This window comes from Variovorax sp. Soil_C_26, from assembly GCF_057657075.1.
Window position 1 is genome coordinate 301,263 of sequence record NZ_JBDGJC010000002.1, and the last position, 23,566, is coordinate 324,828.

The window sequence follows — 23,566 nt, forward strand, 5'->3', positions numbered from 1 at the left end:
ATGCGCGACCGCGCCGCTGCGGCAAGACTCCCGGGTTCGATTCCCGAGGAGACATCCGCATGCACAGCATCCGCCGCCACCTGGTGTGGCTCGCCGTGGCGTTGGTCGGCGCGTTCGCGCTGGGCACCGTCGCCCTGACGCGTGGCGAAAGCGTCAACGCCCTCTGGGTGGTGACCGCCGCGATCTGCACCTACCTGATCGCCTACCGCTACTACAGCCTGTTCATCGCCGACAAGGTGCTGGGCCTCGACGCCACGCGCAAGACGCCGGCGCACCGCCACAACGACGGGCTCGACTACGTGCCCACCGACAAGAACGTGCTGTTCGGCCACCACTTCGCGGCCATCGCGGGCGCCGGTCCGCTGGTGGGCCCGGTGCTCGCCGCGCAGATGGGCTACCTGCCGGGGCTTCTGTGGGTGCTCGCGGGCGTGGTGTTCGCGGGCGCGGTGCAGGACTTCATCGTGCTCTTCATCTCGACGCGCCGCGACGGGCGCTCGCTCGGCGACCTCGTCAAACAGGAGATGGGCGTGGTGCCGGGGATGATCGCGCTGTTCGGCACCTTCATGATCATGATCATCATCCTCGCGGTGCTGGCGCTGATCGTGGTGAAGGCGCTGGCCGAATCGCCGTGGGGCGCCTTCACGGTGGCGGCCACCGTGCCGGTGGCGCTCTTCATGGGCGTGTACCTGCGCTACATCCGCCCGGGGCGCATCGGCGAGGTGTCGCTGATCGGCTTCGTGCTGCTGATGCTCGCGATCTTCGGCGGCCAGGCCGTGAGCCAGGACCCGGCCTGGGCAGCGCGCTTCACCTTCGACGGCAAGGCGCTCACCTGGATGCTCGTGGGCTACGGCTTCGTGGCCGCGAGCCTGCCGGTGTGGCTGCTGCTCGCGCCGCGCGACTACTTGTCGACCTTCCTGAAGATCGGCACCATCATCGCGCTGGCGCTGGGCATCGTGTTCGTGATGCCGACGCTGCAGATGCCGCCGCTCACGCAGTTCGCCGACGGCGGCGGGCCGGTGTGGTCGGGCAGCCTGTTCCCGTTCCTGTTCATCACCATCGCCTGCGGCGCGGTGTCGGGCTTCCATGCGCTGATCTCCTCGGGCACCACGCCCAAGATGCTCGACAACGAGCGCCATGCGCGCTTCATCGGCTACGGCGGCATGCTGGCCGAATCGTTCGTCGCGGTGATGGCGCTGGTGGCGGCCTCGTGCATCGAGCCCGGCATCTACTTCGCGATGAACAGCCCCGCGGCGCTCGTGGGCAGCACCGTCGAGCAGGCGGCGCAGACGATCTCGAGCTGGGGCTTCGTGGTCACGCCCGAGATGCTGGTGCAGACCGCGAAGGACGTGGGCGAGACCACGATCCTCGGCCGGGCGGGCGGCGCGCCGACGCTGGCCGTGGGCATGGCGCACATCCTGCACCAGGTCATCGGCGGGCCCGCCATGATGGCCTTCTGGTACCACTTCGCGATCCTGTTCGAGGCGCTCTTCATCCTCACCGCGGTGGACGCCGGAACCCGCGCGGGCCGCTTCATGCTGCAGGACCTGCTCGGCAGCTTCGTGCCCGCGCTCAAGCGCACCGACTCGCTGCCGGCCAACCTGTTCGCCACCGCGCTGTGCGTGGCGGCCTGGGGCTACTTCCTCTACCAGGGCGTGGTCGATCCGCTCGGCGGCATCAACACGCTGTGGCCGCTGTTCGGCATCTCGAACCAGATGCTGGCCGCGGTGGCGCTGCTGCTCGGCGTGGTGGTGCTGTTCCGCATGAAGCGCGAGCGCTATGCGTGGGTCGCGATCGCGCCGGCCGTGTGGCTGCTGGCCTGCACGCTCACGGCGGGGTGGCAGAAGATCTTCTCGCCCGACCCGAAGATCGGCTTCCTCTCGCATGCCGCGAAGTACACGGAAGGTCTGGCCAACGGCGTGCTGGTCGCGCCCGCGAAGACGCCCGAGGCCATGGCGCGCATCGTCTTCAACGACCGGCTCGACGCCGCGCTCTGCGCGCTCTTCATGTTCGTGGTGCTCAGCGTGCTGGTCTACAGCATCAAGGCCTGCCTCGCGGCGCGCGCGGCCCACCGGCCGACCGCGCAGGAAACGCCGTTCGAGCCCTTCGCCGCACCTGCGGCGCGCTGAGGGGCAATGCCATGGGGCTGGCCTTGCCGGAAGCGGGACGCTATTTCGCGCGCTCGCTCAAGCAGTCGCTGCGGCTCATGGTCGGGCTGCCCGACTACGACGCCTACCTGAGCCACATGGCGGCCACCCATCCGGACCGGCCGCCGATGAGCTACGAGGAGTTCTTTCGCGAACGGCTCGAGGCGCGGTACGGGGCGGGCAAGGGGCGCTGCTGCTAGCGCCCCCTCGGCTGCTAGCGCCCCGCGAGCAGCACCTCGGTCACCTCGTCCGAGAACCACTTGAGCCGCCCGTCCATGATCACGCCGTCCGAGCCGCCGGGATCGGGCTGCGCAGCGGGCAGGCCATGCGCGACCATCGCCTCGGCGCAGCCGGCCCAGTCGCCGTCGTCGGTCGGCCGGTTGATCGAGGCCCATGACAGCGAGCCGCTCGCGTCGTCGCCGAAGCCGTGCCGCTCGGTCCAGCTGGCGCCATGCGCGAGCAGGAAGCGCGTGAGCGCCGCATCGCCGCGGAACACCGCCTGGTTCAGTGCCGAGCCCTCCCAGTCGCCGCCCGGGGTGGCGATCGGCCAGCCGAGTTCGACCATGCACTGAACGGCCGCGCCGCAGCCGGGCTGGGCCGCCAGTTCGGGCAACAGGCGCAGTTGCGCGGGCGAGAGGCTGGCGGGCCACTGCGGATGCTGCGCCTGCAGGCGCCGTGCCGCCGCGACATCGCCACGCGCGCAGGCCGCGACGAACTGCTCGTCGGGGGGCAGCGGCGCATCGCCGCCCGCACGTTCTGCGAGCAGCCGCGCCACGTCGGTGAGGCCGAAGCGCAGCGCGAGCGTGCGCGCATCGACGCCCTCGGGCGTGCGCGCCGAGGGGTCGGCGCCGGCGTCGAGCAGCGCCTCGATGTGCGCGGCCGAGCGCCGCCGCCGCAGCGCCCACAGCAGGGGGCGTCCCCAGTCGCTGGTCGGTGCGCCCGGCGCCGCTTCGTTCGGGTCGGCGCCATGGGCGAGCAGCAGTTGCAGCGATTCGAGCCGGTCGAGGTCGAGCACGCGATAGAGCGCGTTGGTGCCGGCCACGCGCGCGCCCGCTGCGAGCAGCAGGCGCGTGCAGGCGGGTTCCTCGAGCGAGTGGTAGAGCGATTCGCCGTCGTTCGGATCGGCGCCGGCCTCGAGCAGCAGCCGCGTGATTTCCGCGTCGCGGTTCAGCCCGGCCGCGCCGTACAGCGCCGACAGCCGGATGCCTTCGGCAGGTTCCGCGAGCGAGGCGGGCGGCCAGCGGCTGCCGATGGACTGGTTCGGATCGGCGCCGGCGTCGAGCAGCAGCTTGGCGCAGGTGCGCAGGCCGTCCCGGAAGCGCGGCAACTGCAAGAGGCTGGAGAACACCACCGCATGCAGCGGCGGCAGCGCAAGCGGGCCGCCGGCCTGCCGGACCCAGCCGGGGTCGCGCGCGATCGTCTCGCGCAACAGTTCGGCATCGCCGACGGTGCAGGCGAGCCACGGATCGCTGCTGCGCACCAGGTCAGGGCTTTCGTCGACGAGCCGTGCGGCCACGGCGGGCCGCGCCAGGTTGTTGCCGCCCGCGATCTCGCCCGCATAGGCCGTGCGCAGCCACAGCAGCACCGCGCGGGCGGGGTCGTTCGCCACTGCGGCGCGGGCCTGCACGAAGCCCTGCAGGTCCGCCCACGACGCGAAGCCGTACTCGCGCGCCAGGCACGACTGTGCGTCGTGCAGGCGCAGGCCGAGTGCGGCAATGGCTGCGTCGTCTCTTCGGGCGGCGACGGGCAATGCGCCGCGGAAGCGGGAGAAGGCGGCGGGGTCGCCCTGGCGCAAGGCGGCAAGCAGTTGCTTGGCTTGCTTCTTGAGATGGCCGATGTCGGGCCGTGCGGGAATGCGTTTCACATGAACCTCCGTGCATGAAGCGCCGACGACCCGCAATCCGGCTGCACAAAGGCGCTGACTGGTCAGCAAGCAGATGAAGCAAGTGGGTTCCACCCTTCCCGCGGGTCCGGGCGCGGCTTGCAACCGCGGACGCGATGTTAGCGCAATGGGCTCAGGCGGAGGCTGAGGCCGGCTGCGCGAAATCCAGTTTCCCGCGGCGCGCGCCTGCTGCCACGATGCAAGCCATTGCAACAACACAACAATGGAGCTCATCGATGGCATCCCGAATCTCCGGCATCGCAAGCCGCTCGCTGCGCTGGCGCATACCTCTTCTTTTTTCCGCCGCGCTGTGCGCCGTGGCAACGTCTGCGGCTCAGCCGGCGGGGCGCGATGTCGTCGTGCTGCATGCCGAGCAGCGCTTCCAGCTCGCGCTCGAGGCGCAGGCGGCGCGCGACTACACGGCCATGCTCCGCGAACTGCGCCAGGCGGCAGGCGAAGGCCACGCCGAGGCGCAGGAGATGCTCGGCATGGTGCTGCTCACCGGCGCCACGCTGTATGGCCCGGGCATCCGCGCGAACCGCTGCGAAGCGCGCAGCTGGATGCTGCGCGCCGCATCGCAGGGCAGCGAAACCGCGAAGGTGCAGCTCGTCTTCCTCAATCGGCTGCGTCAGTCGCCGGCCGGCCGGAACGCCTGCGAATGAATCGAGGCGCCGGGCGCGGATTGCCGCGCTTTCCGGCAGGTGTACGGGGATGTGTCCGGCAGCAAAGCGGGCGGTGAGCGGGCTAGACTCTCCGCGTGAGAACCGTTCGCCACGAGGCATTCCCATCATGAAACCCTGGACGATTTCCCTCGCACTCGCGTTCGCCTTCGCGGGCGCGGCCCACGGCGCTGAAGGCTGCGAAGCGCTGCGCGCGCAGATCGAATCGAAGATCGCCGCGGCCGGCGTGGCGCGCTTCTCGGTCGTCACCCTCGATTCCGATGCGCAGGCCCCCGGCCAGGTGGTCGGCAGCTGCGAACTCGGCAGCAGGAAGATCGTCTACCAGCGCGAAAGTGCATCGGTAGCGGCTGCGTCGACACCAGCGGCTGCGCCATCGCCGTCGAACGACGAAGCGATCCTGACCGAGTGCAAGGACGGCACGGTGTCGGTCGGTGGCGATTGCCGCAAGTAGGCGACGCCCCCCTGCATCTCTGGAGCAAACCCCCCTTGTTGTCACGCCAAAAAGCCTTCCGCATCGCACTCTCGGCCTCGGCCGCTACCCTGGGCGCCATCGCGGCCTACTGGACGCTGCTTGCCACGCGGCAGGGGCACATCCTCTTTCACGCCCGCAAGCTCCCGGTGGTCCATTTGTCGGACGCGTTCTCGACCTATTCACACACCGTGCCCGGGGGCATGGTCCGCGGCTACGTCTATCACCCGCAGGGCGAGGCTGCGCTGAAGGACCTGTTCATCTATTTCGCGGGCCGCGGCGAAGACGTGCGTGCGACCGCGCAGGCGCTGCACTGGCTGCCCGAAGGCTTCGGTTTTGCGGCGGTCAACTACCGCGGCGTGGCTGATTCCCAAGGCCATCCGTCGGAGATCGCATCGGTCGCCGACGCGGTGCAGTTCGCCCGGCACCTGCACAAGGCCTTTCCGGGCGTGCGGCTGCATGTGGTGGGGCGCAGCCTCGGCACCGGCGTGGCGATCCAGCTCGTCGCGCACCAGGACCAGTTCGCGAGCCTGCAGCTGGTCACGCCGTACGACTCGATCCTCGAGGTGGCCAAGCGGCGCTTTCCGCTGGTGCCGCTGTCGCTGCTGCTGCGCAACCGCTTCAACTCGCTCTCGCACTGCAAGGAGGTGGCGGCCAAGACACAGGTCCTGCTGGCGGAACGCGACGACGTCGTGCTGCCCGAGCGCTCGCAGAAACTGATCGCGGCCTGGCCCACGCCGGTCTGCGTGCAGACGGTGCCGGGTTCCGACCACCACAGCATCATGCGGCTCGAAGCGACCTGGCTGCACCTCATCGACTTTGCGTTGACCGCGATCATCCCCGAGCCCAAGGCGGCATAGCCAGCCGCAGGCGCTTCGGGGGGGCGTCTTCAAGTGCTCCAGATGCGCGGCGAGCTGGCGGGCAGGCGCCAGAGTTCGGCGCGCCATGCCTGCCACACCTGCCGCAGCAGCTGCATGGCGGGCTCGACCACCGGCGCGAGCACGCGCAGCACCACGACTTCGGCATGCGGGCTTGTCGCGCCCGCGCTCTCCTGCAGGCCGCCGGCGTCGATGGCGGCGCGTGCGAGCGCCAGCAGCGCCTCGCGCCGCGCGCGGTCGGCCGGCTTGCCCGCGACGAAGAACAGCGACGCGATGCAGCGGTGGCCGCCGAAGCCCAGCGGGCTTTGCAGCAGCCGCTGGTCGGCCGCGTCGATTCGGCCACGCTCGAGCCACACGCCGGGCACTTCGATGTGCTGCAGGTAGCTGCCGCGTTCGAACGGCTGGCCGGCGTTGGGCAGGCCGAGGGCGGTCACGTCCCAGCCGATCATCTCGGCACCGGGCGCGGCCTCGATGACGAGCCGGTTCTCGGCCTGGCAGCCGCTGTAGCAGATCGCCTCGAGCGGCAGCCATTCGAGCCGCGCACCCGGTGCGAGCCGGATGCGCGTGCGCTGCAATGCGAGCTCGCCCTCGGAGCGGTAGAAGCGCGAGGCGCCGGGCGTGGTCACGAGGCCGTGGCTCCCATCGGCCGCATCGATCTCGATGTCGAGCGTGTCGCCGCCGACCAGTCCGCCCGGCGGATGCACCAGCACGTTGTGGCAGACGGCATCGCCTTCGGGGTAGAGGCTCTGCAGGATCCGGAGCGGGCCGTCATGGCGAAAGCGCGCCACGCTGCGCGCGGCTTCCTGCCGGTAGTCGAGATGGAGATGGGCGTGCCAGGGCATCCAACGAGTCTATGCGGGCGCGCCTTCCTTGCCGCTATTTCCAGGCACCGTCGTGGGCGGCGCTTGCTTCGTCGACCAAGGCGGGTCCGATGCACTCGATCGGGTGCGGCGAAGCGCGGAACACGTCGCGGCACGAGAGCTCGGCGTCGCGCTGGTCCTGCCGCTCGCCGCGGAACGCGCGAAGCCGTTCGGCATCGATGCCGAACACCACGCGGCCGATGTTCGACCAGAAGATCGCGCCCGCGCACATGACGCAGGGCTCGCCCGACGCGTAGATCGTGGCGCCTGCCAGTTCCTCGCGCGTGAGGCCGCGCCCCGCGAGCGCGCGCAGCGCGTTGACCTCGGCGTGGGCGGTGCAGTCGCCGGTCTCGCTGTTGCTGTTGGCCGCCTCGGCGAGCACCTCGCCGTCGGCCGAGACGATCACCGAGCCGAACGGCCGGTTGCCGCGGCGGCGCGCCGCATGCGACCAGACGATCGCCTTGCGCAGGTAGCGCTCGTCGCGTTCGTCGAGCGTGGCTTCCTCGGGAAGCGCGGTGTGGGTGGTGGTGGTGAGATTGCTGAAGTTCATGCCTTGGGAAGGTTGCGTTCGTTGCGCGATGGCAGCATCGACGTGTTGAAGATGGCGTCGGACGCGGGCTTGACCTTGAGGCCGAAGACGTCGACGACCTGGTCGACCTGCTGCTCGAGCGTGAGCTTGCGGATGTCGCCGAGGCCATGGCTGCGCGCGTCGGCCGCGCCCACGTACTGCGCCGTGACGCCCCAGCGCGTGAGTTCGATCTTCTCGTCGAGGATCGGTTCGCGCTGGCGCATGGCGGCGATGCTGGGCGCCGGATTGGCGAAGGTCTCGACGATGGCCCGGTTGGTCGCGCGCAGGAAGGCCGCGACCACCCCGGGATTCTGCGCGATGAGGTTGCTGCTCGCGAGGATCGCGTTGCCGTAGAGGTCGACGCCGGCGTCCGAATACTTGAGCACCGAGAGTTCGTCCGGCTTCATGCGCGCGAAGAGCGAGATCGCCGAGTCGTGGAAATAGGTGGCGGCATCGACGTCGCCGCGCACCATCACGTTGTCGCGCGCCGAGAAGTCGGTGGTCTGCCACTGGAAGGCATCGCTTCGCATGCCCTGCCTGCGCGCCACCATCGGCCATGCGCGGCGGGTGGCCTCGACGGCGGCCGCGGCCACCTTCTTGCCGGCGAGGCTCTTGAAGTCGCCGGTGATGCCGCGGTCCTTGCGGCCGATGATCACGAAGGGTGCACGGTTGTAGTACTGGTACACGGCCTGCACCATCGGGGTGCCCGGATTCTGTGCATTGAACTCCACCAGCGAGCTGATGTCGCCGAGGCCCATCTGGTACACGCCGCTCGCGATGCGCGTGATCGAGGCAACCGAGCCGGCGCCGGTGTCGATGGCTACGTCGAGGCCTTCGTCGCGGTAGTAGCCCTTGCTGTGCGCAAGGAAGAACGGCGCAGTCTGCCCGTTGATGCGGAAGTCGAGCGTGAACTTGATGGGCGTGAGCTTGTTGTTGCTGCCCTGCGCGAACACGCGAGGCGCGGCGACGCTGGCGGCGGTGGCTGCTGCGGCAAGAAAGAGTCGGCGTTGCATGGTGGGGCTCCGGAGTCGGTCGTCTTGTGATCCCTCCCGCGGTGGCAGGGAGGCCTCGCAAGAGCAATTTCCGGGCGGGCGCACGTGAATGGTGCGTGCGCTGCTGAACGCTTCTACTCTTGCAATGGCTATTGCACGACGCATGCCAGCGCGAGCCTTCCCGAGCGGGCACAATGCGGGCGCGCAACTTGCAAGGCTGGTCGCGCAGAGTAGAAGCGTTCAGCCTCGCGGCGGGAAATTGCTCTTTCAGGTTCGTCCGTACCCACGTGCAACAGAAGGAGTCCCGCATGCTCGTTTCCCGACAACCCGTCTTCCGCAAGTTCTGGCATGCCGTCATGCCGCTCACTGAACTTGCCACCGGTCCGAAGCCATTCAAGCTGCTGGGCGAGGACATCGTTCTCTTCATCGACGCCGAGGGCCAGCCCGCGGCACTGCGCGACCGCTGCTGCCACCGCACCGCCAAGCTCTCGAAGGGCTGGTGCGTCGACGGCGAAGGCAAGGCCTGCGGCCAGGGCGCGATCCAGTGCGGCTACCACGGCTGGACCTACGACCGCAGCGGCCAGGTGATCCGCATTCCGCAGTACGAGCCCGATCGCAAGATCTCGCCCGAGTACCGCACCACCGCCTACCGCTGCACCGCGCGCTACGGCTATGCCTGGGTGGCGCTGGAGGAGCCGGTCGCCGACATTCCGGCGATCCCGGAGTTCGGCGATCCGGGCTACCGCACGATCTTCCAGTTCTACGAGGAATGGCAGACCAGCCCGTTGCGTGCGCTCGAGAATTCGTTCGACAACTCGCACTTCAGCTTCGTGCACCGCGCCACCTTCGGCGTGGCCGCGAGCCCGAAGCCGAGCCGGTACGAACTGGTCGAGAACGAGGGCGGCTTCCATGCCGAGACGGTGATCGAGGCGGCCAATCCGGCCAGGTTCCATGCGATCAGCGGCGTGACCGACGCGATCACCACGCGCCACATGCGCAATGCCTACTTCATGCCGTTCTCGCGCCGCCTCGACATCGAGTACCCGAGCGGCGTGCGCCACATCATCATCAACTGCTTCACGCCGATCGACGACACGCGCATGCAGCTGTGCCAATGGCTGTTCCGCAACGACGCCGAGGCCGACTGCCCGGCGCAGATGCTGATCGACTTCGACGAGGAGATCACGCGCGAGGACAAGGACATCCTCGAGTCGACCGACCCCGACGCCGTGGTCGACACGCGCCGCCGCGGCATCGAGTATTCGATGGACTCGGACCGGCCCGGCATGCTGATCCGCAAGCACCTGATGCAGCTGCTGGCGCGGTTTGGCGAGGCGGAGGTGTACCGGGGAATTGACCAGGCGGTGGTGGTGGCGAAGGCTGCCTGAAGCCCGTACCCGGGCAGCCCGCTTTTCTCAGGCGACTGCAGTGGCAGGGCGCCTGCTCCCCATGCGTGCCGAACCCGCCTGGTAGCGGTCCATCGCAAGCCCTTCGGTGCGGATCTCGGGGCGCTGGCCCGTCACGATGTCGGCAATGAGCTTGCCCGAACCGCAGGCCATGGTCCAGCCGAGGGTGCCGTGGCCGGTGTTGAGGAACAGGTTGGCAAATCGCGTGGCGCCGACGATCGGCGTGCCGTCGGGCGTCATCGGGCGCAGGCCGGTCCAGAAGCTGGCGCGCGGCAGGTCGCCGCCGGGGAACAGGTCACTCACCACCTTCTCGAGCGTGGCGCGGCGCGCGGGATTGAGCCGCAGGTCGAAGCCGCCGAGCTCGGCCATGCCGCCCACGCGGATGCGGTTGTCGAAACGCGTGACGGCCACCTTGTAGGTCTCGTCGAGCACGGTCGATTGCGGCGCCAGCGCCTCGTCGACGAGCGGCACGGTCAGCGAGTAGCCCTTGACCGGGTACACAGGGATGTCGAGGCCGAGCGATGCGAGTGCGGGGCGCGAGTAGCTGCCGAAGGCCATCACGTACCGGTCGGCCGTGAGGATCTTGCCGGCCGTGGTGCGCACGCCCGTGATGCGGTCGCCCGCCATCTCGAGCGCGGCCACTTGCTGGCCGAAGCGGAAATCGACGCCCAGGCCGCGTGCGATCTCGGCCAGCCCGCGCGTGAAGAGATGGCAGTCGCCGGTCTCGTCGTTGGGCAGGCGCAGCCCGCCCGTGAGCCGGTCGCGCGCGCCGGCGAGGGCGGGCTCGACGCGCGCGAGCGCATCGCGTTCAAGCAGCTCGTAGGGCACGCCGCATTCCTCGAGCACCGCGATGTCGCGCTGCACCGCGTCGAGCTGCGCCTGCGTGCGAAAGAGCTGCAGCGTGCCGCCGGTGCGGTGCTCGTAGGCGAGGCCGGTCTCGGCGCGCAGCTGCTGCAGGCAACCGCGGCTGTACTCGGCCACGCGCATCATGCGTTCCTTGTTGACTGCATAGCGTTCCGGCGAGCAGTTGCGCAGCATCGCCGCCATCCAGCGCAGCTGGAACAGCGTGCCGTCGGGGCGCACCGCCAGCGGCGCATGTTTCTGGAACATCCACTTGAGCGCCTTCAGCGGAATGCCCGGCGCCGCCCATGGCGTCGAGTAGCCCGGCGACACCTGGCCCGCATTGGCGAAGCTGGTTTCCTCGGCCGTGCCGGCCTGCCGGTCGAGCAGGGTCACTTCGGCACCCGAGCGTGCGAGGTAGTAGGCCGTCGTGGTGCCGATCACGCCGCCGCCGAGAACGATGACTTTCATGGGTATCTACCGGTATGAAGGTGAATAGACAGAATTTATGCTTCAAAATGGAGTGGATTTCATCGAATTTTTGGTCTACCCAGTGAAAACAACTGCCGAAAGACGGGCAACGCCCCGCGCCAAGTGAAATGCCCGAACTCGACCGCATCGACCGCAAGATCCTCGACGTGCTGCAGCGCCAGGGCCGCATTTCCATGACCGAACTCGCCGAGCGCATCGGGCTGTCGGCTTCCCCCTGCACCGAGCGCGTGAAGCGAATGGAGCGCGAGGGCGTCATCAGCGGCTACCACGCCCATGTGTCGCCCGAGGCGCTCGGCAAGACGCTGCTGGTGTTCGTGGAGATCAAGCTCTCGGCCAAGTCGGGCGACGTGTTCGACAAGGTGCGCAAGGAACTGCTGCACATGCCCGAGGTGCTCGAATGCCATCTGGTGTCGGGCAGCTTCGACTACCTCGTGAAGGCGCGCCTCGGCGGCATGAGCGAATACCGGCACCTGCTCGGCGACATCCTCAAGAAGCTGCCGGTGGCAGCCGAGTCGCACAGCTACGTGGTGATGGAGGAGATCAAGGAAACGCTGGTGCTGGCAATGGACCGGTAAGCAGGGCTGGTGCCTCGGCGGCTACCATCGCCGGCCTGATCCAAGCACCCAAGGACCGCCCCATGAGCCTTTCGATCCGCCGCGACGGCACCACCGGCACGCGCCACATCCTCAAGATCCGCAACCACGAGATCGCCATCGATGCCTCGCCCGCGGGCGGCGGCAGCGACGCAGGCCCCGAGCCGCACGATCTCTACGATGCCTCGCTCGCGGCCTGCAAGGCGCTCACCGTGCTGATCTATGCGCGCCGCAAGGGCATTCCGGTCGAAGACATCGAGGTGGCGGTCGACCGCGACGATAGCGAGGAGCGCAAGGGCGTCTACCGCCTCGACACGAAGCTGCGCGTGAGCGGCGATCTCAGCGAGGCGCAGCGCGACGAACTGATGCGCGTGGCCGCCAAGTGCCCGGTGCACAAGCTCATGACCGAGGTGAAGACCGAGATCCAGACCGGCTGGGCCGACTGAACCTGCGCCGGCCCCGCGGACGGGCCGTCAGGCTTCGGCCGACGCGAGCTTGCGTGCCGCCGCCACGCGCTTGGCATGGCGGTCGCCCCAGTCGGCCAGCGGACCGAGCGCCGCATTCAGCGTGGCGCCGAGCTTGGTTTCCGAATACTCGACGCGCGGCGGCACCTCGCGGAACACCTCGCGCGCGACGATGCCGTCGGTCTCGAGCTCGCGCAGCTGCTGGATCAGCATCTTCTCGCTGATGCCCGGCAGCATCCGCCTGAGCTCGCCGAAGCGGCGCGGCTGCAGGTGCAGCTCCCAGAGGATCAGCGCCTTCCATTTGCCGCCGATGACCTCGAATGCGGGCCCGATGCCGCAGACGTAAGGCTTCTTCGATGCCATGTCGTTCGTTCCAATACTGCTGTTTTGGTAAGTACCTCACTTTATTGTAGGTACTTGACCGAGTGAAAGCCACATCAGACGATACACGCCTCTTCACATCGCATTGAGCAAAACGTCATGAAGCAAAAGCAGATCACCGTCCTGGGCCTCGGATCGATGGGCCAGACCCTTGCCAGCCTGTACATCGCGCAGGGCTACGAGGTCACCGTATGGAACCGCAGCGCCGCCAAGGCCGAAGCGCTCGTGGCGCGCGGTGCCACGCTGGCGCGCAGTGCGGCCGAAGCCGTGCGCGCAAGCCCGGTGGTGTTGATGTGCGTCTACGACTACCGCGCAGCCGATGCGGTCCTCGCCATGGACGGCGTGGCCGCCGCCATGGACGGGCGCCTGCTGGTGCAGCTCACCACCGGTAGCCCGCAGGACGCGAGGGACGCCGAGGCCTGGGCGCACAAGCAGGGCGCGCGCTACCTCGAGGGCGCGATCCAGGCCGCGCCAGAGCAGATGGGCCAGCCCGACACGCCGATCCTGATGTCGGGCGCCGAGCCCGTGTTCCGCGCGTCCGAGCCGATGCTCGGTGTGCTCGGCGGCGGCATCGTCTACCTCGGCGACAAGTCCAGCGCCGCCGCCGCGATGGACCTCGCCACGCTGTCGACCGTCTACGGCACGCTGATCGGCTTCGTGCACGGCGCGCGCGTGGCCGAGCACGAGGGGTTCGACGTGGCGGAGTACGGCCGCATCGTGGCGGGGATCATGTCGACCTTCGCGGGCTTCCTGCAGCACGAGGCCAAGGTCATCCAGTCGGGCGACTTCGCGATCTCGCAAAGCCCGATGCGTATTTCGGTCGAGGCCACGCAGCGCATCCTCGACACTGCGCAGCAGGCCGGCATCAACACCGAGTTCCCTGCCTTCGCGGCGGGGCTGTTGAGGCGCGCCGATGGTGCGGGGCTCGGCGGCGAGGAGTTCGCGGCGCTGATCAAGCTGCTTCGGCGCTGAAAAGGCCGCCATCGGTCGGGACAAGTGTGAAGAACTACACTACCCGCCCGCTCCACAAGACACTTTTCAACAAATGAAGTGGGTCATCCTCGCCATCTTCGCGCTCAGTGCGCTCTACGTTCACTTTCGCGGCCAGGTCCGGCACCGCTTCTTCAGGCAGCTGTCGGACCATTCCACTTTTCTCGCACCGCTGAACGTGTTCATGTACATGTTCTCGAAGGTGCCGGGCACGCCGTATCTCTCGCCCGCGCAGTTCCCCGAGATGCGCGTGCTCGAGGAGAACTGGGAGGTCATCCGCGAAGAGGCACTCGCCATGCGCAACGGCGGCAGCATCAAGGCGTCGAACCAGTTCAACGACGTGGGCTTCAACTCCTTCTTCAAGAGCGGCTGGAAGCGTTTCTATCTGAAGTGGTACGACGATGCGCATCCGTCCGCGGCCGAGCTGTGCCCGCGCACCACCGAGCTGCTCAAGGGCATCGGCACCATCAAGGCCGCGATGTTCGCCGAGCTGCCGCCCGGCAGCCGCCTGGTGCGCCACCGCGACCCGTTCGCCGGTTCGCTGCGCTACCACCTGGGTCTGTGGACGCCCGGCGCCGAGGGCTGCTACATCGACGTGGACGGCCAGCGCTACCACTGGCGCGACGGCGAGGCGGTGGTGTTCGACGAAACCTACATCCACTATGCCGAGAACACCACCGAGCATGACCGCGTGATCCTGTTCTGCGACATCGAGCGTCCGCTGAAATACCGCTGGGCCAGCGCGGTGAACCGCTGGTTCGCGAAGAACCTGCTGGCCGCTGCGGCATCGCCCAACGACGCCGGTGACAAGACCGGCGGCCTCAACCGCGCGTTCAAGTACATCTACCAGGTCCGCGTACTCGGCAAGCGGCTCAAGGCCTGGGACAAGCGGGCGTACTACCTCGTGAAGTGGACGATCTTTGGCGGCCTCGCGCTCTGGATTTTCTGGTAGGTGACTGCCCCTGTCCTCGACCTCATCGCCCCGACCGACCTGGCCAGCGCCCAGGCGCTGATTGCGCGCATCCAGTCGCTGCTGCGGGCGCGGAACATCGCCATGCGTGTGTGCCGCCGCCTGCGCCCACCACCTGCTGCGGCCGCGGCTGCAATGGCTGCGTGTGGGAAGGCTGGCTGGGCGCCGTCGCTTACTGGCGCGACGAGGCCTCGCTGCTGCTGCAGCAGCGGGACGAATGACGGCGCCGCCGGGGCTCAGGTGCCGGCGATGCGCGAACTCTCGCGCACGATCAGCTGGCACGGCACGATGTGCAGCGCGGGCGGCGCATCGGGTTGCTTGTCGGCCTTCAGCTGCAGCACCACCTGCGCGGCCTTGAGCCCGATGGCATAGGGCTCGGGGCGCACCGTGGTGAGCGACGGATGCAGCCGCGCGGCGATCGGCGCATCGCCGAAGCCGGCGATCGCGAAGTCCTGAGGAAAGCGGATGCCGTGTTCCGGTGCTTTCAGGATGGCGCCCACGGCCATGTTGTCGCTGGCGAAGATCACGGCCTGGGGCCGCTCTGCCGCGCTCTGGTGTACCAGCCGCTCCAGGATTTGGGCGCCAGCGTCGAACTCGTCGGTGAGGGTAGAGACTTCGATGTCGGGCACCAGCCCCGCGGCCTTCATGGCTTCGGCATAGCCGAGCGCGCGCTGCTGCGCGCGAAAGTCCTCGGGCGCGCCGCGCAATGCGAAGCGAATGCGCCGCGCACCTTGCGCCAGGAAGTGCCGGGCCAGCTCGATGCCGATATCCGCATGCGGAAAGCCGACCTGGTGAAAGGGCCGTCCGGGCACCACGCCCCAGGTCTCGACGATGGGGCAGCGGCAGGCCTGCAGTAGCGCATCGGACTCCGGCGTGTGGTCGTCGCGCGTGAGGATCAGCGCGCTCGGGTGCCACCCGACGAAGGCGCGGATGGCCCTCTCCTCCAGCACCTCGGAGTACTCGGTGTTGGCCAGCAACAGTTGCAGGCCCGACGCCTCGAAGCCGTCGGCCATGCCCTTCACGAGCGACGCGAAGGTCAGGCTGCCGGTGTTCTGCATCACGGCACCGACCACCCGGCTTTCGGCCGACGCGAGACGCCCGGCCATCTGGTTCGGCACGTAGCCGGTCTCGAGAATGATCTGGCGCAGCTGCTCGCGGACGCGGGGCGACACCTTCTCGGGCGCGTTGAAGTAGCGCGACACGGTGATCGACGACACGCCCGCGAGCGCGGCCACGTCGTGGATGGTGTGGGTGCCGAGCTTGCGCCGGGGCGTGCGTGCGCGTGCCGGCGCCGACCCTTCGGCCGCACCTTCCGGCCCGCCGGGTGGCGGCTCGTGGTTTTCCCTTGATCCAGTTCGAACGGGTTGACGCATGGCTGGCGCGAAATATACAGTCGCGGCAATGTTACCGGTGACATTGCCTGTTTTTCCACCGGCCCACCTGCCGATCCTCTCCATGCCCCGACCCGTTCTCCTCGTCATCATTCCGCTCCCACCCGAGCTGCTGCAGCCGCTCGAAGGCGCCTGCGAGATCGTGCGCTGGAGCGCGCTGCCCGCGCCGCTCGATTTCCTGCGCCAGCGCGGCGCCGAGGTGCGGGTCGTCATCACGAACGGGCTGATCGGCCTGCCCGCGGGCAGCGCCGAACACCTCACGAAACTGGAACTCATCGCCTGCAACGGCGTGGGCTACGACGCGATCGACGTCGAGGAGGCACGCCAGCGCGGCATCGCCGTCACCCACACGCCCGGCGTGTTGTCGGCCGACGTGGCGGACCTCGCGCTGGCGCTGCTGCTCGCGGTGTTCCGCCAGGTGCCTGCGGCCGACCGGCATGTGCGCGACGGCGCATGGGCGCGAGGCCCGCTGCCGCTGGGACGGCGGCTCGCAGGCAGCCGCATCGGAATCGTGGGGCTGGGCAACATCGGGCGCCTGATCGCGCGCCGCTGCATCGCCTTCGACACCACGGTCGGCTATGCCGGCCGGCGCCAGCAGGCCGACGTGCCCTACGCGTACTTCGACTCGCCCAGGGCGCTCGCCGCGTGGAGCGACGTGCTGATCGCCGCCACGCCCGGCGGCGCGGCCACACGCCACCTGGTCTCGGCCGAGGTGCTCGATGCGCTCGGGCCGAGGGGCGTGTTCATCAACATCGCGCGCGGTTCGGTGGTCGACCAGGACGCACTGGTCGAACGCCTGGCGTCGGGGGGCATCGCCGCGGCGGGCCTCGATGTCTTCGCCGACGAACCGAACGTTCCGGCGCCGCTGCTGGCCATGCCGCAGGTGGTGCTGACGCCGCACATCGCCAGTGCCACCCACGAAACCCGTCGTGCCATGGGCGAACTCGTCGTGGCCAACGTCGAGGCGTGGGCCGGGGGCAGGCCGCTGCCGACCCCGGTGCCCTGAGACCGCGCGCACCCATCCATCACCGACCCGACAGGAGCCATCGCACATGCACCCGATCACCCGAATTGCCATTGCCGCGCTCGCCGGCGCCGCCGCGCTCTGCGCCAATGCCCAGGACAATTTCCCGAACCGTCCGCTGACCCTCGTCGTGCCGTACCCGGCCGGTGGCGTTGCCGACACCATCGCGCGCCCGCTGGCACAGGCGCTGGGCAAGCGGCTCGGGCAAGCGGTGGTCATCGACAACCGGGCCGGCGCCAACGGCAACATCGGCTCGGCCCATGCGGCCCGGCAGCAGCCGGCCGACGGCTACACGATCCTGCTCGGCTCGACGAGCACGCTGGCGGTGAACCCCCACCTCTACAAGTCGATGGGCTACGACCCCGTGAAAGACCTCCAGCCCGTGACGCTGACGCACCAGATGCCCAACGTGCTGGTGGTCGGCGCGGGCACGCCGTACAAGACCCTCGCCGATGTGACCGCCGCCGCGAAGGCCGCGCCGGACACGCTGGTCTTCGGTTCCGCCGGCAACGGCAACTCGATGCACCTCGCGGGCGTCGTGTTCCAGGAGAAGAGCGGCGCGCGACTCATTCATGCGCCGTACAAGGGTGGCCCGCCCGCGCTCAATGACGTGCTCGGCGGCCAGATCCCGATGATGTTCCACAATCTGCCCGCGGTGGTGTCGTTCCGCGAGGCCGGCAAGGTGCGCGTGCTCGCGGTGGCCGACACCAAGCGCTCGCCGGTGCTGCCCGACGTGCCGACCATGGCCGAGGCCGGCGTGCCGGGCGTGGTGTCGATCGTGTGGAACGGCCTGCTGGTGCGGCGCGGCACGCCCGCGCCCATCGTCGCGCGGCTCAACACCGAGTTGCGCGCCGTGCTCGAGTCGCCCGAATTCCGCAAGCCCCTCGAAGCGCAGGGCTACGAGGTCCTGTCTTCCACGCCGGCCGAGTTCGAGGCGCTGCTGAAGAAGGACCTCGCCGCCATGGCCACCACCGTCAAGCAGGCCGGCATCCAGCTGGACTGAGGCCATGACCGTTCCGAAACGCAAGACCCTCGCCGAACTGCGCAGCCAGCGCTGGTTCGCGAGCGACGACATCCGCGGTTTCGCGCACCGCCAGCGCATGCAGCAGCAAGGCCTCGCGCGCGAGGAGTTCATGGGCCGGCCGGTCATCGGCATCATCAACACGTGGAGCGAGCTGTCGCCGTGCCACGCCCATCTTCGCGAGCGCGCCGCGGCCGTGAAGCGCGGCGTGCTGCAGGCGGGAGGCTATCCGTTCGAGTTGCCGGCCATGAGCCTGGGCGAGGTGATGGTCAAGCCCACCACGATGATCTACCGCAACTTCCTCGCCATGGAGACCGAGGAGCTGCTGCGCAGCCTGCCGCTCGACGGTGCGGTGCTGATGGGCGGCTGCGACAAGACCACGCCGGGGCTCGTGATGGGCGCGCTGTCGATGGACCTGCCCGCCATCTTCTGCCCCGCGGGGCCGATGCTCAACGACCGCTACAAGGGCCAGGCCGTGGGCGCCGGCACGCACACCAAGAAGTACTGGGAAGAGTACGTCATGGGCAACATCGAGCAGCCCGAGTGGATCGCGCTCGAGGCCAAGATGACGCGCGCGCCGGGCACCTGCAACACCATGGGCACGGCCAGCACCATGACCTCGATCATCGAGGCGATGGGGCTGTGCTTTCCGGGTGCCGCAAGCGTGCCGGCCATGGACGCCGGCCACACGCGCATGGCCTGGGCCTGCGGACGGCGCGCGGTCGAAATGGTGTGGGAAGACCTGCGGCCCTCGCGCATCGTCACCCGCGCCGCGCTGCTCAATGGCGTGGCGGCGTATATGGCGCTCGGCGGCTCCACCAATGCCGCGGTCCACCTGCCGGCCATCGCCGGCCGCGCAGGCATCGCGCTCGGCCTGGACGACCTCGACGAGATGGCGCGCCGCGTGCCCGTGCTGGCCAATCTCTTTCCTTCGGGCAACCGCCTGATGGAAGATTTCTTCTACGCCGGCGGGCTGCCCGCGCTGCTCAACAAGATCAGCGCGCAGTTGGACCTTTCGGCGCTCACCGTCACCGGCCGCAGCCTCGGCGAGAACATCGCGGGGCGCACCTGCACCGACGACGACGTGATCCGCGACGCCGGCGCGCCATTGATCGCCGCGACACCCGAGTGCCCCGAGGCCGGCATGGCGCTGGCCGTGGTGCGCGGCAACCTGTGTCCCGACGGCGCGGTGCTCAAGCCCTCGGCCGCGTCGCCGCACCTGCTGCGCCACAGCGGGCGTGCGCTGGTCTTCGACTCGAACGCCGAGATGCTCGCGGCGGTGAACGACCCCGCGCTCGACGCCGACGAGAACACCGTGCTCGTGCTGCGCAACGGCGGGCCGGTCGGCGCGCCCGGCATGCCCGAATGGGGCAACCTGCCGATTCCGAAGAAGCTGCTCCAGCGTGGCGTGCGCGACATGCTGCGCATTTCCGACGCACGCATGAGCGGCACGCACTACGGCACCTGCGTGCTGCACGTGGCGCCCGAGTCCGCGGTCGGCGGCCCGCTCGCGCTGCTCAGGACGGGCGACATCGTGACGCTCGACATCGGCGCGAGGCGGCTGGACATGCAGGTTTCCGACGACGAGCTCGCCGGCCGGCGCGCCGCATGGGTCGCTCCGCCCCGGGCCCATGCACGCGGCTATGCACGCATCTACCAGCAGGAAGTGACGCAGGCCGACAAGGGCTGCGACTTCGCTGTGCTGGCCGGCAATGCGCCCACGGCAGAGCCGTCCATCTACTGACGCATTCCAGCGTCTTTTCCTTTTCAACCCTTCACACCTCCAGCACCATGTCCTCGACACCCGACCTGCTTTCCAATCCTTTCCGCCAGCGCCTGCAGCAGCCCGGCACGCCGCTCGGCACCTGGCTCATGTCCGGCACCGCGAGCACCGCCGAAGCCATGGGCCACGCCGGCTTCGAGTGGCTCGTGGTCGACCAGGAGCATGTGCCGCTCGACGAGCGCGACACCCTGCACGTGCTGCAGGCGATTGCCGGCACGCGCGCTGCGCCCGTGGTGCGTCTCGCGGCCAACGACATGGTGCTGTTCAAGCGCGCGCTCGACATGGGCGCGCAGAGCGTGATGGTGCCTTTCGTCGACTCGGCCGACGCAGCGCGGCGCGCCGTCTCGTACGCGAAATACCCGCCAGAGGGCCAGCGCGGTTTTGCGGCCATGTTCCGCGCGAGCGGCTACGGCACCGTGAAGGACTACGGCAAGCGCGCCAACGATTCGGTGTTCACCATCATCCAGCTCGAGACGCAAACCGCGGTGGCCGCGCTGGAGGACATCGCGGCGGTCGAGGGCGTCGACGCGCTGTTCCTCGGCCCGGGCGACCTGTCGGCCAACATGGGGCACATCGGCAACATCCTGCACCCCGAGGTGCAGGCCGTCATTGCCGACGTGGCCGCGCGCTGCCGCAAGGCCGGCATCCCGTGCGGCATCGTCGGCCCCACGCCCGAGGTGGTGGCCAGCTTCGTGGCCATGGGCTATTCGTTCGTGGCCGTCGCGTCCGACATGGGAATGATGGTGCGCCAGGCCACGGCCTTCATCGACGCGATCCAGCCCAGCCTTGCGCGCGGTTTCGACAGCGCCGTGTATTGAGCCGTTCACCGAATCCAGGGAGACCCTTCATGATCTCGAAGAAATCTGCATGCGCGGCCGCCGCCACGCTCGTCCTGTGCCTGTCTGCCACCGTGCAGGCCCAGCCCGCCTACCCCTCGCGCCCCGTGACGCTCATCGTGCCCTTCGGGCCGGGCGGCACCTCCGACATCATGGCGCGCTTTCTCCAGCAGCCCCTGGCCGACCAACTCGGCGTGCCGGTGGTCATCGACAACAAGGCCGGCGCCGGCGGCGCCATCGGCATGACGGCGCTGAAGAATGCGCAGGCCGACGGCCACACCATAGGCCTGTCGGTCATCGGGCCCGAAGTGCTGCAGCCCGCGCTGCGCAACACCGGCTACACCCACGCCGACTTCGACCACCTCTGCGGCACCTACGACGTGCCGCTGATGATGATGGTCAAGCCCGACTCACGCTTCAAGACGCTCGGCGACGTGATGGCCGCGGCCAAGGCGCAGCCCGGTGAGCTGGCCTACGGCTCGTCGGGCACCGGCACGGTGCTGCACCTGTCGATGGCAATGCTGCTCGATCAGGCCAAGGCCACCGGGCTGCACGTGCCCTACAAGAGCTCCGGCGAGATGGTGACCGGGCTGCTGGGCCAGCACGTGGCGCTGTTCAACGAGACGCCGACCGTCTCCACGCAGTACAAGCTGCGCGGCCTGGCGGTGCTGGCGAAGCGCCGGCTGCCGGCCTATCCGGAGGTGCCCACCGCGGCGGAGACGGGCTTTCCGCTCGAGGCGTCGGTCTGGGGCGGCCTGATCGCGCCCAAGGGGCTCCCGGCGCCGATCCGCCAGAAGCTCGAAGCCGCATGCCGGAAGGCCGCGCACGCCCAGGCCTACACCGCCAAGGCCGACCAGGCGAACACGCCGCTGGTGTGGCGCGACGGCAAGGCCTTCGAGGCCTTCGTGCAGGCCGAGCAGGCGCGTTACACCGGCCTGATCAAGAACCTCGGGCTCGCCGAGAAGCAGTAGGCACCGGCGCAGCCGGCACGGCGGGCGCTTTCCGGCGCCGCCCGCCGATCGCCCCCGATGCGGCAGCGCCCACGATGCGCCGGAAGGTGGCGCATTCCATGTGGCTCGGCGCCGGGCATACCGCCGCATGCCGCAGGCCGTCGCGCATCGCGGCCAAGCCGCGGATCGTGCGGTCGATCTCGTCCGCCTTGGCCGCGAGCATCCTTCGGTCGATGTCGGGCCGGCCGTCGGGCGCGAACATCGCGGCGATCTCGTCGAGCGAGAAACCGGCGGCGCGGCCCAGCGCGATCAGCGCCAGCCGTTCGAGCACGCGCTCGTCGAACAACCGCCGAAGCCCGCGCCGGCCGGTGGAGGTGATCAGGCCCTTCTCGTCGTAATACCGCAGCGCCGATGCCGGCAGGCCGGAACGTTGTGCCACCTCGGCAATGTCCAGATGTTTCATCCCTTGACCTCAAGTCGACTTGAGCTTGCATAGTGCAGGTTCCGCTTATCCAAGGCAAGTGAAAGGACCACACCATGAACGACATTCCCGAGGCCGACAGCGAACAGGCAAGGCTCTGGAACGGCCCCGCGGGCCGCGCCTGGGTCGACACGCAGGAACTGCTCGACGGGCTTTTCGAACCGCTCGCGGCGCCGCTCGCCGAGGCCGTGCCCGCGGGCGCCGCCAGCCGCGTGCTCGACGTGGGCTGCGGCACGGGCGCCGTCACGCTGGCGCTCGCGCGGCGGCTCGGCGCCCGGGGGCACTGCACGGGCATCGACATCTCCCGGCCGATGCTCGAGGCCGCCCGCGCGCGCGCCGGCCGCGAGGGCCTCGCGGCCCGCTTCATCGAGGCCGATGCGCAGGCGCATGTGTTCGAGCCCGCGGGTTTCGACTCGGTCGTCTCGCGTCTCGGCGTCATGTTCTTCGGCGACCCGGTCCGGGCTTTCTCGAACCTGCGGCGGGCCGCGAAGGCGGGCGCGGCGCTGCGCTTCATCGCCTGGCGCAGCGCGGCCGAGAACCCGTTCATGACGACCGCCGAGCGGGCCGCGGCGCCGCTGCTGCCTGGCCTGCCACCGCGCCGGCCGGGCGCACCGGGGCAGTTCGCCTTTGCCGAGCGCAACCACATGGCCAGGGTTCTCGAGGACAGCGGCTGGACGGGCATCGACGTGCAGCCGGTGGAGTTCGCCTGCCGCATGCCCGAGCCGAGCCTGCCGACGTACCTCGCCCGGCTCGGGCCCGTGGGCCTCGCGCTCGACCAGGCGGATGCCGCCACGCGCGAGCGCGTGATCGAGACCGTGCGCGCCGCCTTCGCGCCTTACGTCCATGGGGTCGAGGTGCGCTTCACGGCCGCCTGCTGGCAGGTCGATGCGCGTGCGCGTTCTGCGCCGCCTGCGGTGATGAAGGTCGGCCATGCCTGAGCCGCTCGAATTCATGCTGCGCGCGCTGCTGATCGGCGGCGGCGCGACCGTGGCGATGGACGTGTGGGCGCTGGTGCGACAGCGGCTGCTCGGCCAACGCGCGCTGGACTATGCGCTGGTCGGACGCTGGCTCGGCCACCTCGCGCGCGGGCGCTTTCGCCACCATCCCATCGGCGCCTCGCCGCCGATCGCGGGCGAGCGCCTGCTCGGGTGGAGCGCCCACTACGCGATCGGCATCGCGTTCGCTGCCGTGCTGCTCGCGGTCTGGGGGCTCGGCTGGGCGCGCGGGCCGACGCCGGGGCCGGCGCTCACGGTCGGCATCGGCAGCGTGGCCGCGCCGTTCTTCGTGATGCAGCCGGCCCTGGGATTCGGCGTGGCGGCCAGCCGCTCGCCACGGCCCTGGGCGGCGCGCTGGCAGAGCCTTGCCACGCACGCGGTGTTCGGGCTCGGTCTCTACGGTTCGGCCTGGCTCACCAAAGGTTGGCGCCTGCCGCTCGCCGACTAGTGCCTGCAGCGCCCGCGGCTGCAGGGGC

General features: G+C 69.4%; 25 protein-coding genes and 1 pseudogene. 18 read left to right on the plus strand and 8 right to left on the minus strand.

Going from position 1 to position 23,566, the window contains the following annotated elements; translation table 11 throughout:
- Positions 1-59 precede the first annotated feature (59 nt).
- Positions 60-2,126: a carbon starvation CstA family protein gene (locus tag AC3A6G_RS06900; protein ID WP_487873401.1), complete on the plus strand. Its 2,067-nt coding sequence runs from the start codon at positions 60-62 to the stop codon at positions 2,124-2,126.
- Between the two features lie 11 nt (positions 2,127-2,137).
- Positions 2,138-2,344 carry a YbdD/YjiX family protein gene (locus AC3A6G_RS06905; RefSeq protein WP_487859529.1) on the plus strand — a complete coding sequence of 69 codons (207 nt, stop codon included), beginning with the start codon at positions 2,138-2,140 and terminating at the stop codon, positions 2,342-2,344.
- Positions 2,345-2,358: 14 nt separating this feature from the next.
- On the opposite strand, the gene AC3A6G_RS06910 is transcribed toward AC3A6G_RS06905, so the two are convergent.
- A complete protein-coding gene (locus tag AC3A6G_RS06910) occupies positions 2,359-4,008 on the minus strand; it encodes an ankyrin repeat domain-containing protein (protein WP_487873402.1) in 1,650 nt (549 codons plus the stop codon).
- Between the two features lie 254 nt (positions 4,009-4,262).
- Between AC3A6G_RS06910 and AC3A6G_RS06915 the strand changes: the two genes are divergently transcribed.
- The 3 genes from AC3A6G_RS06915 (at position 4,263) to AC3A6G_RS06925 (ending at position 6,035) form a co-directional block, all read left to right on the plus strand.
- Complete coding sequence (locus AC3A6G_RS06915; RefSeq protein ID WP_487859531.1) at positions 4,263-4,688, plus strand: sel1 repeat family protein; 426 nt, start codon at positions 4,263-4,265, stop codon at positions 4,686-4,688.
- A 127-nt stretch (positions 4,689-4,815) separates the two neighbouring features.
- The gene (locus tag AC3A6G_RS06920) at positions 4,816-5,157 is read left to right on the plus strand and encodes a DUF1161 domain-containing protein (RefSeq protein WP_487873403.1); all 342 of its coding nucleotides are present in this window, start codon (positions 4,816-4,818) and stop codon (positions 5,155-5,157) included.
- A gap of 35 nt (positions 5,158-5,192) precedes the next feature.
- The gene (locus AC3A6G_RS06925) at positions 5,193-6,035 is read left to right on the plus strand and encodes an alpha/beta hydrolase (protein WP_487859533.1); all 843 of its coding nucleotides are present in this window, start codon (positions 5,193-5,195) and stop codon (positions 6,033-6,035) included.
- Between the two features lie 29 nt (positions 6,036-6,064).
- On the opposite strand, the gene AC3A6G_RS06930 is transcribed toward AC3A6G_RS06925, so the two are convergent.
- Genes AC3A6G_RS06930 through AC3A6G_RS06940 form a run of 3 tightly spaced genes read right to left on the minus strand, consistent with a single transcriptional unit; the run spans position 6,065 to position 8,494 of the window.
- The gene (locus tag AC3A6G_RS06930) at positions 6,065-6,895 is read right to left on the minus strand and encodes an urease accessory protein UreD (protein ID WP_487859534.1); all 831 of its coding nucleotides are present in this window, start codon (positions 6,893-6,895) and stop codon (positions 6,065-6,067) included.
- Positions 6,896-6,929: 34 nt separating this feature from the next.
- Positions 6,930-7,463: a nucleoside deaminase gene (locus tag AC3A6G_RS06935; RefSeq protein WP_487864224.1), complete on the minus strand. Its 534-nt coding sequence runs from the start codon at positions 7,461-7,463 to the stop codon at positions 6,930-6,932.
- The gene (locus tag AC3A6G_RS06940) at positions 7,460-8,494 is read right to left on the minus strand and encodes an ABC transporter substrate-binding protein (RefSeq protein ID WP_487873404.1); all 1,035 of its coding nucleotides are present in this window, start codon (positions 8,492-8,494) and stop codon (positions 7,460-7,462) included. The genes AC3A6G_RS06935 and AC3A6G_RS06940 overlap by 4 nt, the downstream gene beginning before the upstream one ends.
- Before the next feature lie 287 nt (positions 8,495-8,781).
- On the opposite strand from AC3A6G_RS06940, the gene AC3A6G_RS06945 reads away from it, so the two are divergent.
- Entirely contained in the window at positions 8,782-9,861 is a 1,080-nt protein-coding gene (locus AC3A6G_RS06945; protein ID WP_487864222.1) for an aromatic ring-hydroxylating dioxygenase subunit alpha, read from the plus strand.
- Between the two features lie 27 nt (positions 9,862-9,888).
- On the opposite strand, the gene AC3A6G_RS06950 is transcribed toward AC3A6G_RS06945, so the two are convergent.
- Positions 9,889-11,190 carry a D-amino acid dehydrogenase gene (locus tag AC3A6G_RS06950; protein ID WP_487859538.1) on the minus strand — a complete coding sequence of 434 codons (1,302 nt, stop codon included), beginning with the start codon at positions 11,188-11,190 and terminating at the stop codon, positions 9,889-9,891.
- A gap of 128 nt (positions 11,191-11,318) precedes the next feature.
- Here AC3A6G_RS06950 and AC3A6G_RS06955 point away from each other — a divergent pair, with 128 nt between their 5' ends.
- Both AC3A6G_RS06955 and AC3A6G_RS06960 read left to right on the plus strand, forming a co-directional pair.
- Positions 11,319-11,786, plus strand: coding sequence for an Lrp/AsnC ligand binding domain-containing protein (locus AC3A6G_RS06955; protein WP_487859539.1), 468 nt, complete (start codon positions 11,319-11,321; stop codon positions 11,784-11,786).
- A gap of 62 nt (positions 11,787-11,848) precedes the next feature.
- Positions 11,849-12,250, plus strand: a complete 402-nt coding sequence (locus AC3A6G_RS06960) for an OsmC family protein (protein ID WP_487859540.1) — start codon at positions 11,849-11,851, stop codon at positions 12,248-12,250.
- Positions 12,251-12,277: 27 nt separating this feature from the next.
- Here AC3A6G_RS06960 and AC3A6G_RS06965 read toward each other — a convergent pair whose 3' ends face one another.
- Positions 12,278-12,631, minus strand: coding sequence for a winged helix-turn-helix transcriptional regulator (locus AC3A6G_RS06965; protein WP_487859541.1), 354 nt, complete (start codon positions 12,629-12,631; stop codon positions 12,278-12,280).
- A gap of 102 nt (positions 12,632-12,733) precedes the next feature.
- Here AC3A6G_RS06965 and AC3A6G_RS06970 point away from each other — a divergent pair, with 102 nt between their 5' ends.
- From AC3A6G_RS06970 to AC3A6G_RS06980, 3 genes and pseudogenes are all read left to right on the plus strand, one after another.
- The gene (locus AC3A6G_RS06970; RefSeq protein ID WP_487860043.1) at positions 12,734-13,621 is read left to right on the plus strand and encodes an NAD(P)-dependent oxidoreductase; all 888 of its coding nucleotides are present in this window, start codon (positions 12,734-12,736) and stop codon (positions 13,619-13,621) included.
- A gap of 73 nt (positions 13,622-13,694) precedes the next feature.
- Entirely contained in the window at positions 13,695-14,591 is an 897-nt protein-coding gene (gene lpxO, locus AC3A6G_RS06975) for a lipid A hydroxylase LpxO (RefSeq protein WP_487859542.1), read from the plus strand.
- A pseudogene (locus tag AC3A6G_RS06980) lies at positions 14,592-14,830 on the plus strand (oxidoreductase-like domain-containing protein).
- A gap of 15 nt (positions 14,831-14,845) precedes the next feature.
- Here the strand turns inward: AC3A6G_RS06980 and AC3A6G_RS06985 are convergent.
- Complete coding sequence (locus tag AC3A6G_RS06985; RefSeq protein ID WP_487873405.1) at positions 14,846-15,982, minus strand: LacI family DNA-binding transcriptional regulator; 1,137 nt, start codon at positions 15,980-15,982, stop codon at positions 14,846-14,848.
- Positions 15,983-16,064: 82 nt separating this feature from the next.
- Between AC3A6G_RS06985 and AC3A6G_RS06990 the strand changes: the two genes are divergently transcribed.
- From AC3A6G_RS06990 to AC3A6G_RS07010, 5 genes are read left to right on the plus strand one after another with little or no spacing between them, the layout of a single operon-like run.
- On the plus strand, positions 16,065-17,006 hold the full coding sequence (locus AC3A6G_RS06990) for a 2-hydroxyacid dehydrogenase (protein WP_487873406.1): 942 nt from the start codon (positions 16,065-16,067) through the stop codon (positions 17,004-17,006).
- Between the two features lie 46 nt (positions 17,007-17,052).
- Positions 17,053-18,027 carry a Bug family tripartite tricarboxylate transporter substrate binding protein gene (locus tag AC3A6G_RS06995; protein ID WP_487864218.1) on the plus strand — a complete coding sequence of 325 codons (975 nt, stop codon included), beginning with the start codon at positions 17,053-17,055 and terminating at the stop codon, positions 18,025-18,027.
- A 4-nt stretch (positions 18,028-18,031) separates the two neighbouring features.
- A complete protein-coding gene (gene araD / locus AC3A6G_RS07000; RefSeq protein WP_487859547.1) occupies positions 18,032-19,789 on the plus strand; it encodes an L-arabinonate dehydratase in 1,758 nt (585 codons plus the stop codon).
- 47 nt (positions 19,790-19,836) lie between these two features.
- Positions 19,837-20,646 (plus strand): HpcH/HpaI aldolase family protein, encoded by an 810-nt coding sequence (locus tag AC3A6G_RS07005; RefSeq protein WP_487873407.1) that lies wholly within the window; start codon positions 19,837-19,839, stop codon positions 20,644-20,646.
- A 29-nt stretch (positions 20,647-20,675) separates the two neighbouring features.
- On the plus strand, positions 20,676-21,635 hold the full coding sequence (locus tag AC3A6G_RS07010; protein WP_487859549.1) for a Bug family tripartite tricarboxylate transporter substrate binding protein: 960 nt from the start codon (positions 20,676-20,678) through the stop codon (positions 21,633-21,635).
- On the opposite strand, the gene AC3A6G_RS07015 is transcribed toward AC3A6G_RS07010, so the two are convergent.
- On the minus strand, positions 21,604-22,077 hold the full coding sequence (locus AC3A6G_RS07015; protein ID WP_487859550.1) for a helix-turn-helix domain-containing protein: 474 nt from the start codon (positions 22,075-22,077) through the stop codon (positions 21,604-21,606). The genes AC3A6G_RS07010 and AC3A6G_RS07015 overlap by 32 nt on opposite strands.
- A gap of 74 nt (positions 22,078-22,151) precedes the next feature.
- On the opposite strand from AC3A6G_RS07015, the gene AC3A6G_RS07020 reads away from it, so the two are divergent.
- A complete protein-coding gene (locus AC3A6G_RS07020; protein ID WP_487859551.1) occupies positions 22,152-23,033 on the plus strand; it encodes a class I SAM-dependent methyltransferase in 882 nt (293 codons plus the stop codon).
- Entirely contained in the window at positions 23,026-23,538 is a 513-nt protein-coding gene (locus AC3A6G_RS07025) for a DUF2938 domain-containing protein (RefSeq protein WP_487859552.1), read from the plus strand. Before AC3A6G_RS07020 ends, AC3A6G_RS07025 begins: the two co-directional genes overlap by 8 nt.
- Positions 23,539-23,566: the final 28 nt, after the last annotated feature.

What these genes read in the sequence shown, in the direction of transcription:
- AC3A6G_RS06920 (WP_487873403.1), top strand. Translation starts at nt 4,816, where the DNA reads ATGAAACCCTGGACGATTTCCCTCGCACTCGCGTTCGCCTTCGCGGGC.
- AC3A6G_RS07005 (WP_487873407.1), top strand. Translation starts at nt 19,837, where the DNA reads ATGTCCTCGACACCCGACCTGCTTTCCAATCCTTTCCGCCAGCGCCTG.
- AC3A6G_RS07010 (WP_487859549.1), top strand. Translation starts at nt 20,676, where the DNA reads ATGATCTCGAAGAAATCTGCATGCGCGGCCGCCGCCACGCTCGTCCTG.
- araD (WP_487859547.1), top strand. Translation starts at nt 18,032, where the DNA reads ATGACCGTTCCGAAACGCAAGACCCTCGCCGAACTGCGCAGCCAGCGC.
- AC3A6G_RS06955 (WP_487859539.1), top strand. Translation starts at nt 11,319, where the DNA reads ATGCCCGAACTCGACCGCATCGACCGCAAGATCCTCGACGTGCTGCAG.
- AC3A6G_RS07020 (WP_487859551.1), top strand. Translation starts at nt 22,152, where the DNA reads ATGAACGACATTCCCGAGGCCGACAGCGAACAGGCAAGGCTCTGGAAC.
- AC3A6G_RS06945 (WP_487864222.1), top strand. Translation starts at nt 8,782, where the DNA reads ATGCTCGTTTCCCGACAACCCGTCTTCCGCAAGTTCTGGCATGCCGTC.
- lpxO (WP_487859542.1), top strand. Translation starts at nt 13,695, where the DNA reads ATGAAGTGGGTCATCCTCGCCATCTTCGCGCTCAGTGCGCTCTACGTT.
- AC3A6G_RS06905 (WP_487859529.1), top strand. Translation starts at nt 2,138, where the DNA reads ATGGGGCTGGCCTTGCCGGAAGCGGGACGCTATTTCGCGCGCTCGCTC.
- AC3A6G_RS06960 (WP_487859540.1), top strand. Translation starts at nt 11,849, where the DNA reads ATGAGCCTTTCGATCCGCCGCGACGGCACCACCGGCACGCGCCACATC.
- AC3A6G_RS06940 (WP_487873404.1), bottom strand. Translation starts at nt 8,494, where the DNA reads ATGCAACGCCGACTCTTTCTTGCCGCAGCAGCCACCGCCGCCAGCGTC.
- AC3A6G_RS06935 (WP_487864224.1), bottom strand. Translation starts at nt 7,463, where the DNA reads ATGAACTTCAGCAATCTCACCACCACCACCCACACCGCGCTTCCCGAG.
- AC3A6G_RS06990 (WP_487873406.1), top strand. Translation starts at nt 16,065, where the DNA reads ATGCCCCGACCCGTTCTCCTCGTCATCATTCCGCTCCCACCCGAGCTG.
- AC3A6G_RS07025 (WP_487859552.1), top strand. Translation starts at nt 23,026, where the DNA reads ATGCCTGAGCCGCTCGAATTCATGCTGCGCGCGCTGCTGATCGGCGGC.
- AC3A6G_RS07015 (WP_487859550.1), bottom strand. Translation starts at nt 22,077, where the DNA reads ATGAAACATCTGGACATTGCCGAGGTGGCACAACGTTCCGGCCTGCCG.
- AC3A6G_RS06915 (WP_487859531.1), top strand. Translation starts at nt 4,263, where the DNA reads ATGGCATCCCGAATCTCCGGCATCGCAAGCCGCTCGCTGCGCTGGCGC.
- AC3A6G_RS06995 (WP_487864218.1), top strand. Translation starts at nt 17,053, where the DNA reads ATGCACCCGATCACCCGAATTGCCATTGCCGCGCTCGCCGGCGCCGCC.
- AC3A6G_RS06950 (WP_487859538.1), bottom strand. Translation starts at nt 11,190, where the DNA reads ATGAAAGTCATCGTTCTCGGCGGCGGCGTGATCGGCACCACGACGGCC.
- AC3A6G_RS06965 (WP_487859541.1), bottom strand. Translation starts at nt 12,631, where the DNA reads ATGGCATCGAAGAAGCCTTACGTCTGCGGCATCGGGCCCGCATTCGAG.
- AC3A6G_RS06985 (WP_487873405.1), bottom strand. Translation starts at nt 15,982, where the DNA reads ATGCGTCAACCCGTTCGAACTGGATCAAGGGAAAACCACGAGCCGCCA.
- AC3A6G_RS06900 (WP_487873401.1), top strand. Translation starts at nt 60, where the DNA reads ATGCACAGCATCCGCCGCCACCTGGTGTGGCTCGCCGTGGCGTTGGTC.
- AC3A6G_RS06930 (WP_487859534.1), bottom strand. Translation starts at nt 6,895, where the DNA reads ATGCCCTGGCACGCCCATCTCCATCTCGACTACCGGCAGGAAGCCGCG.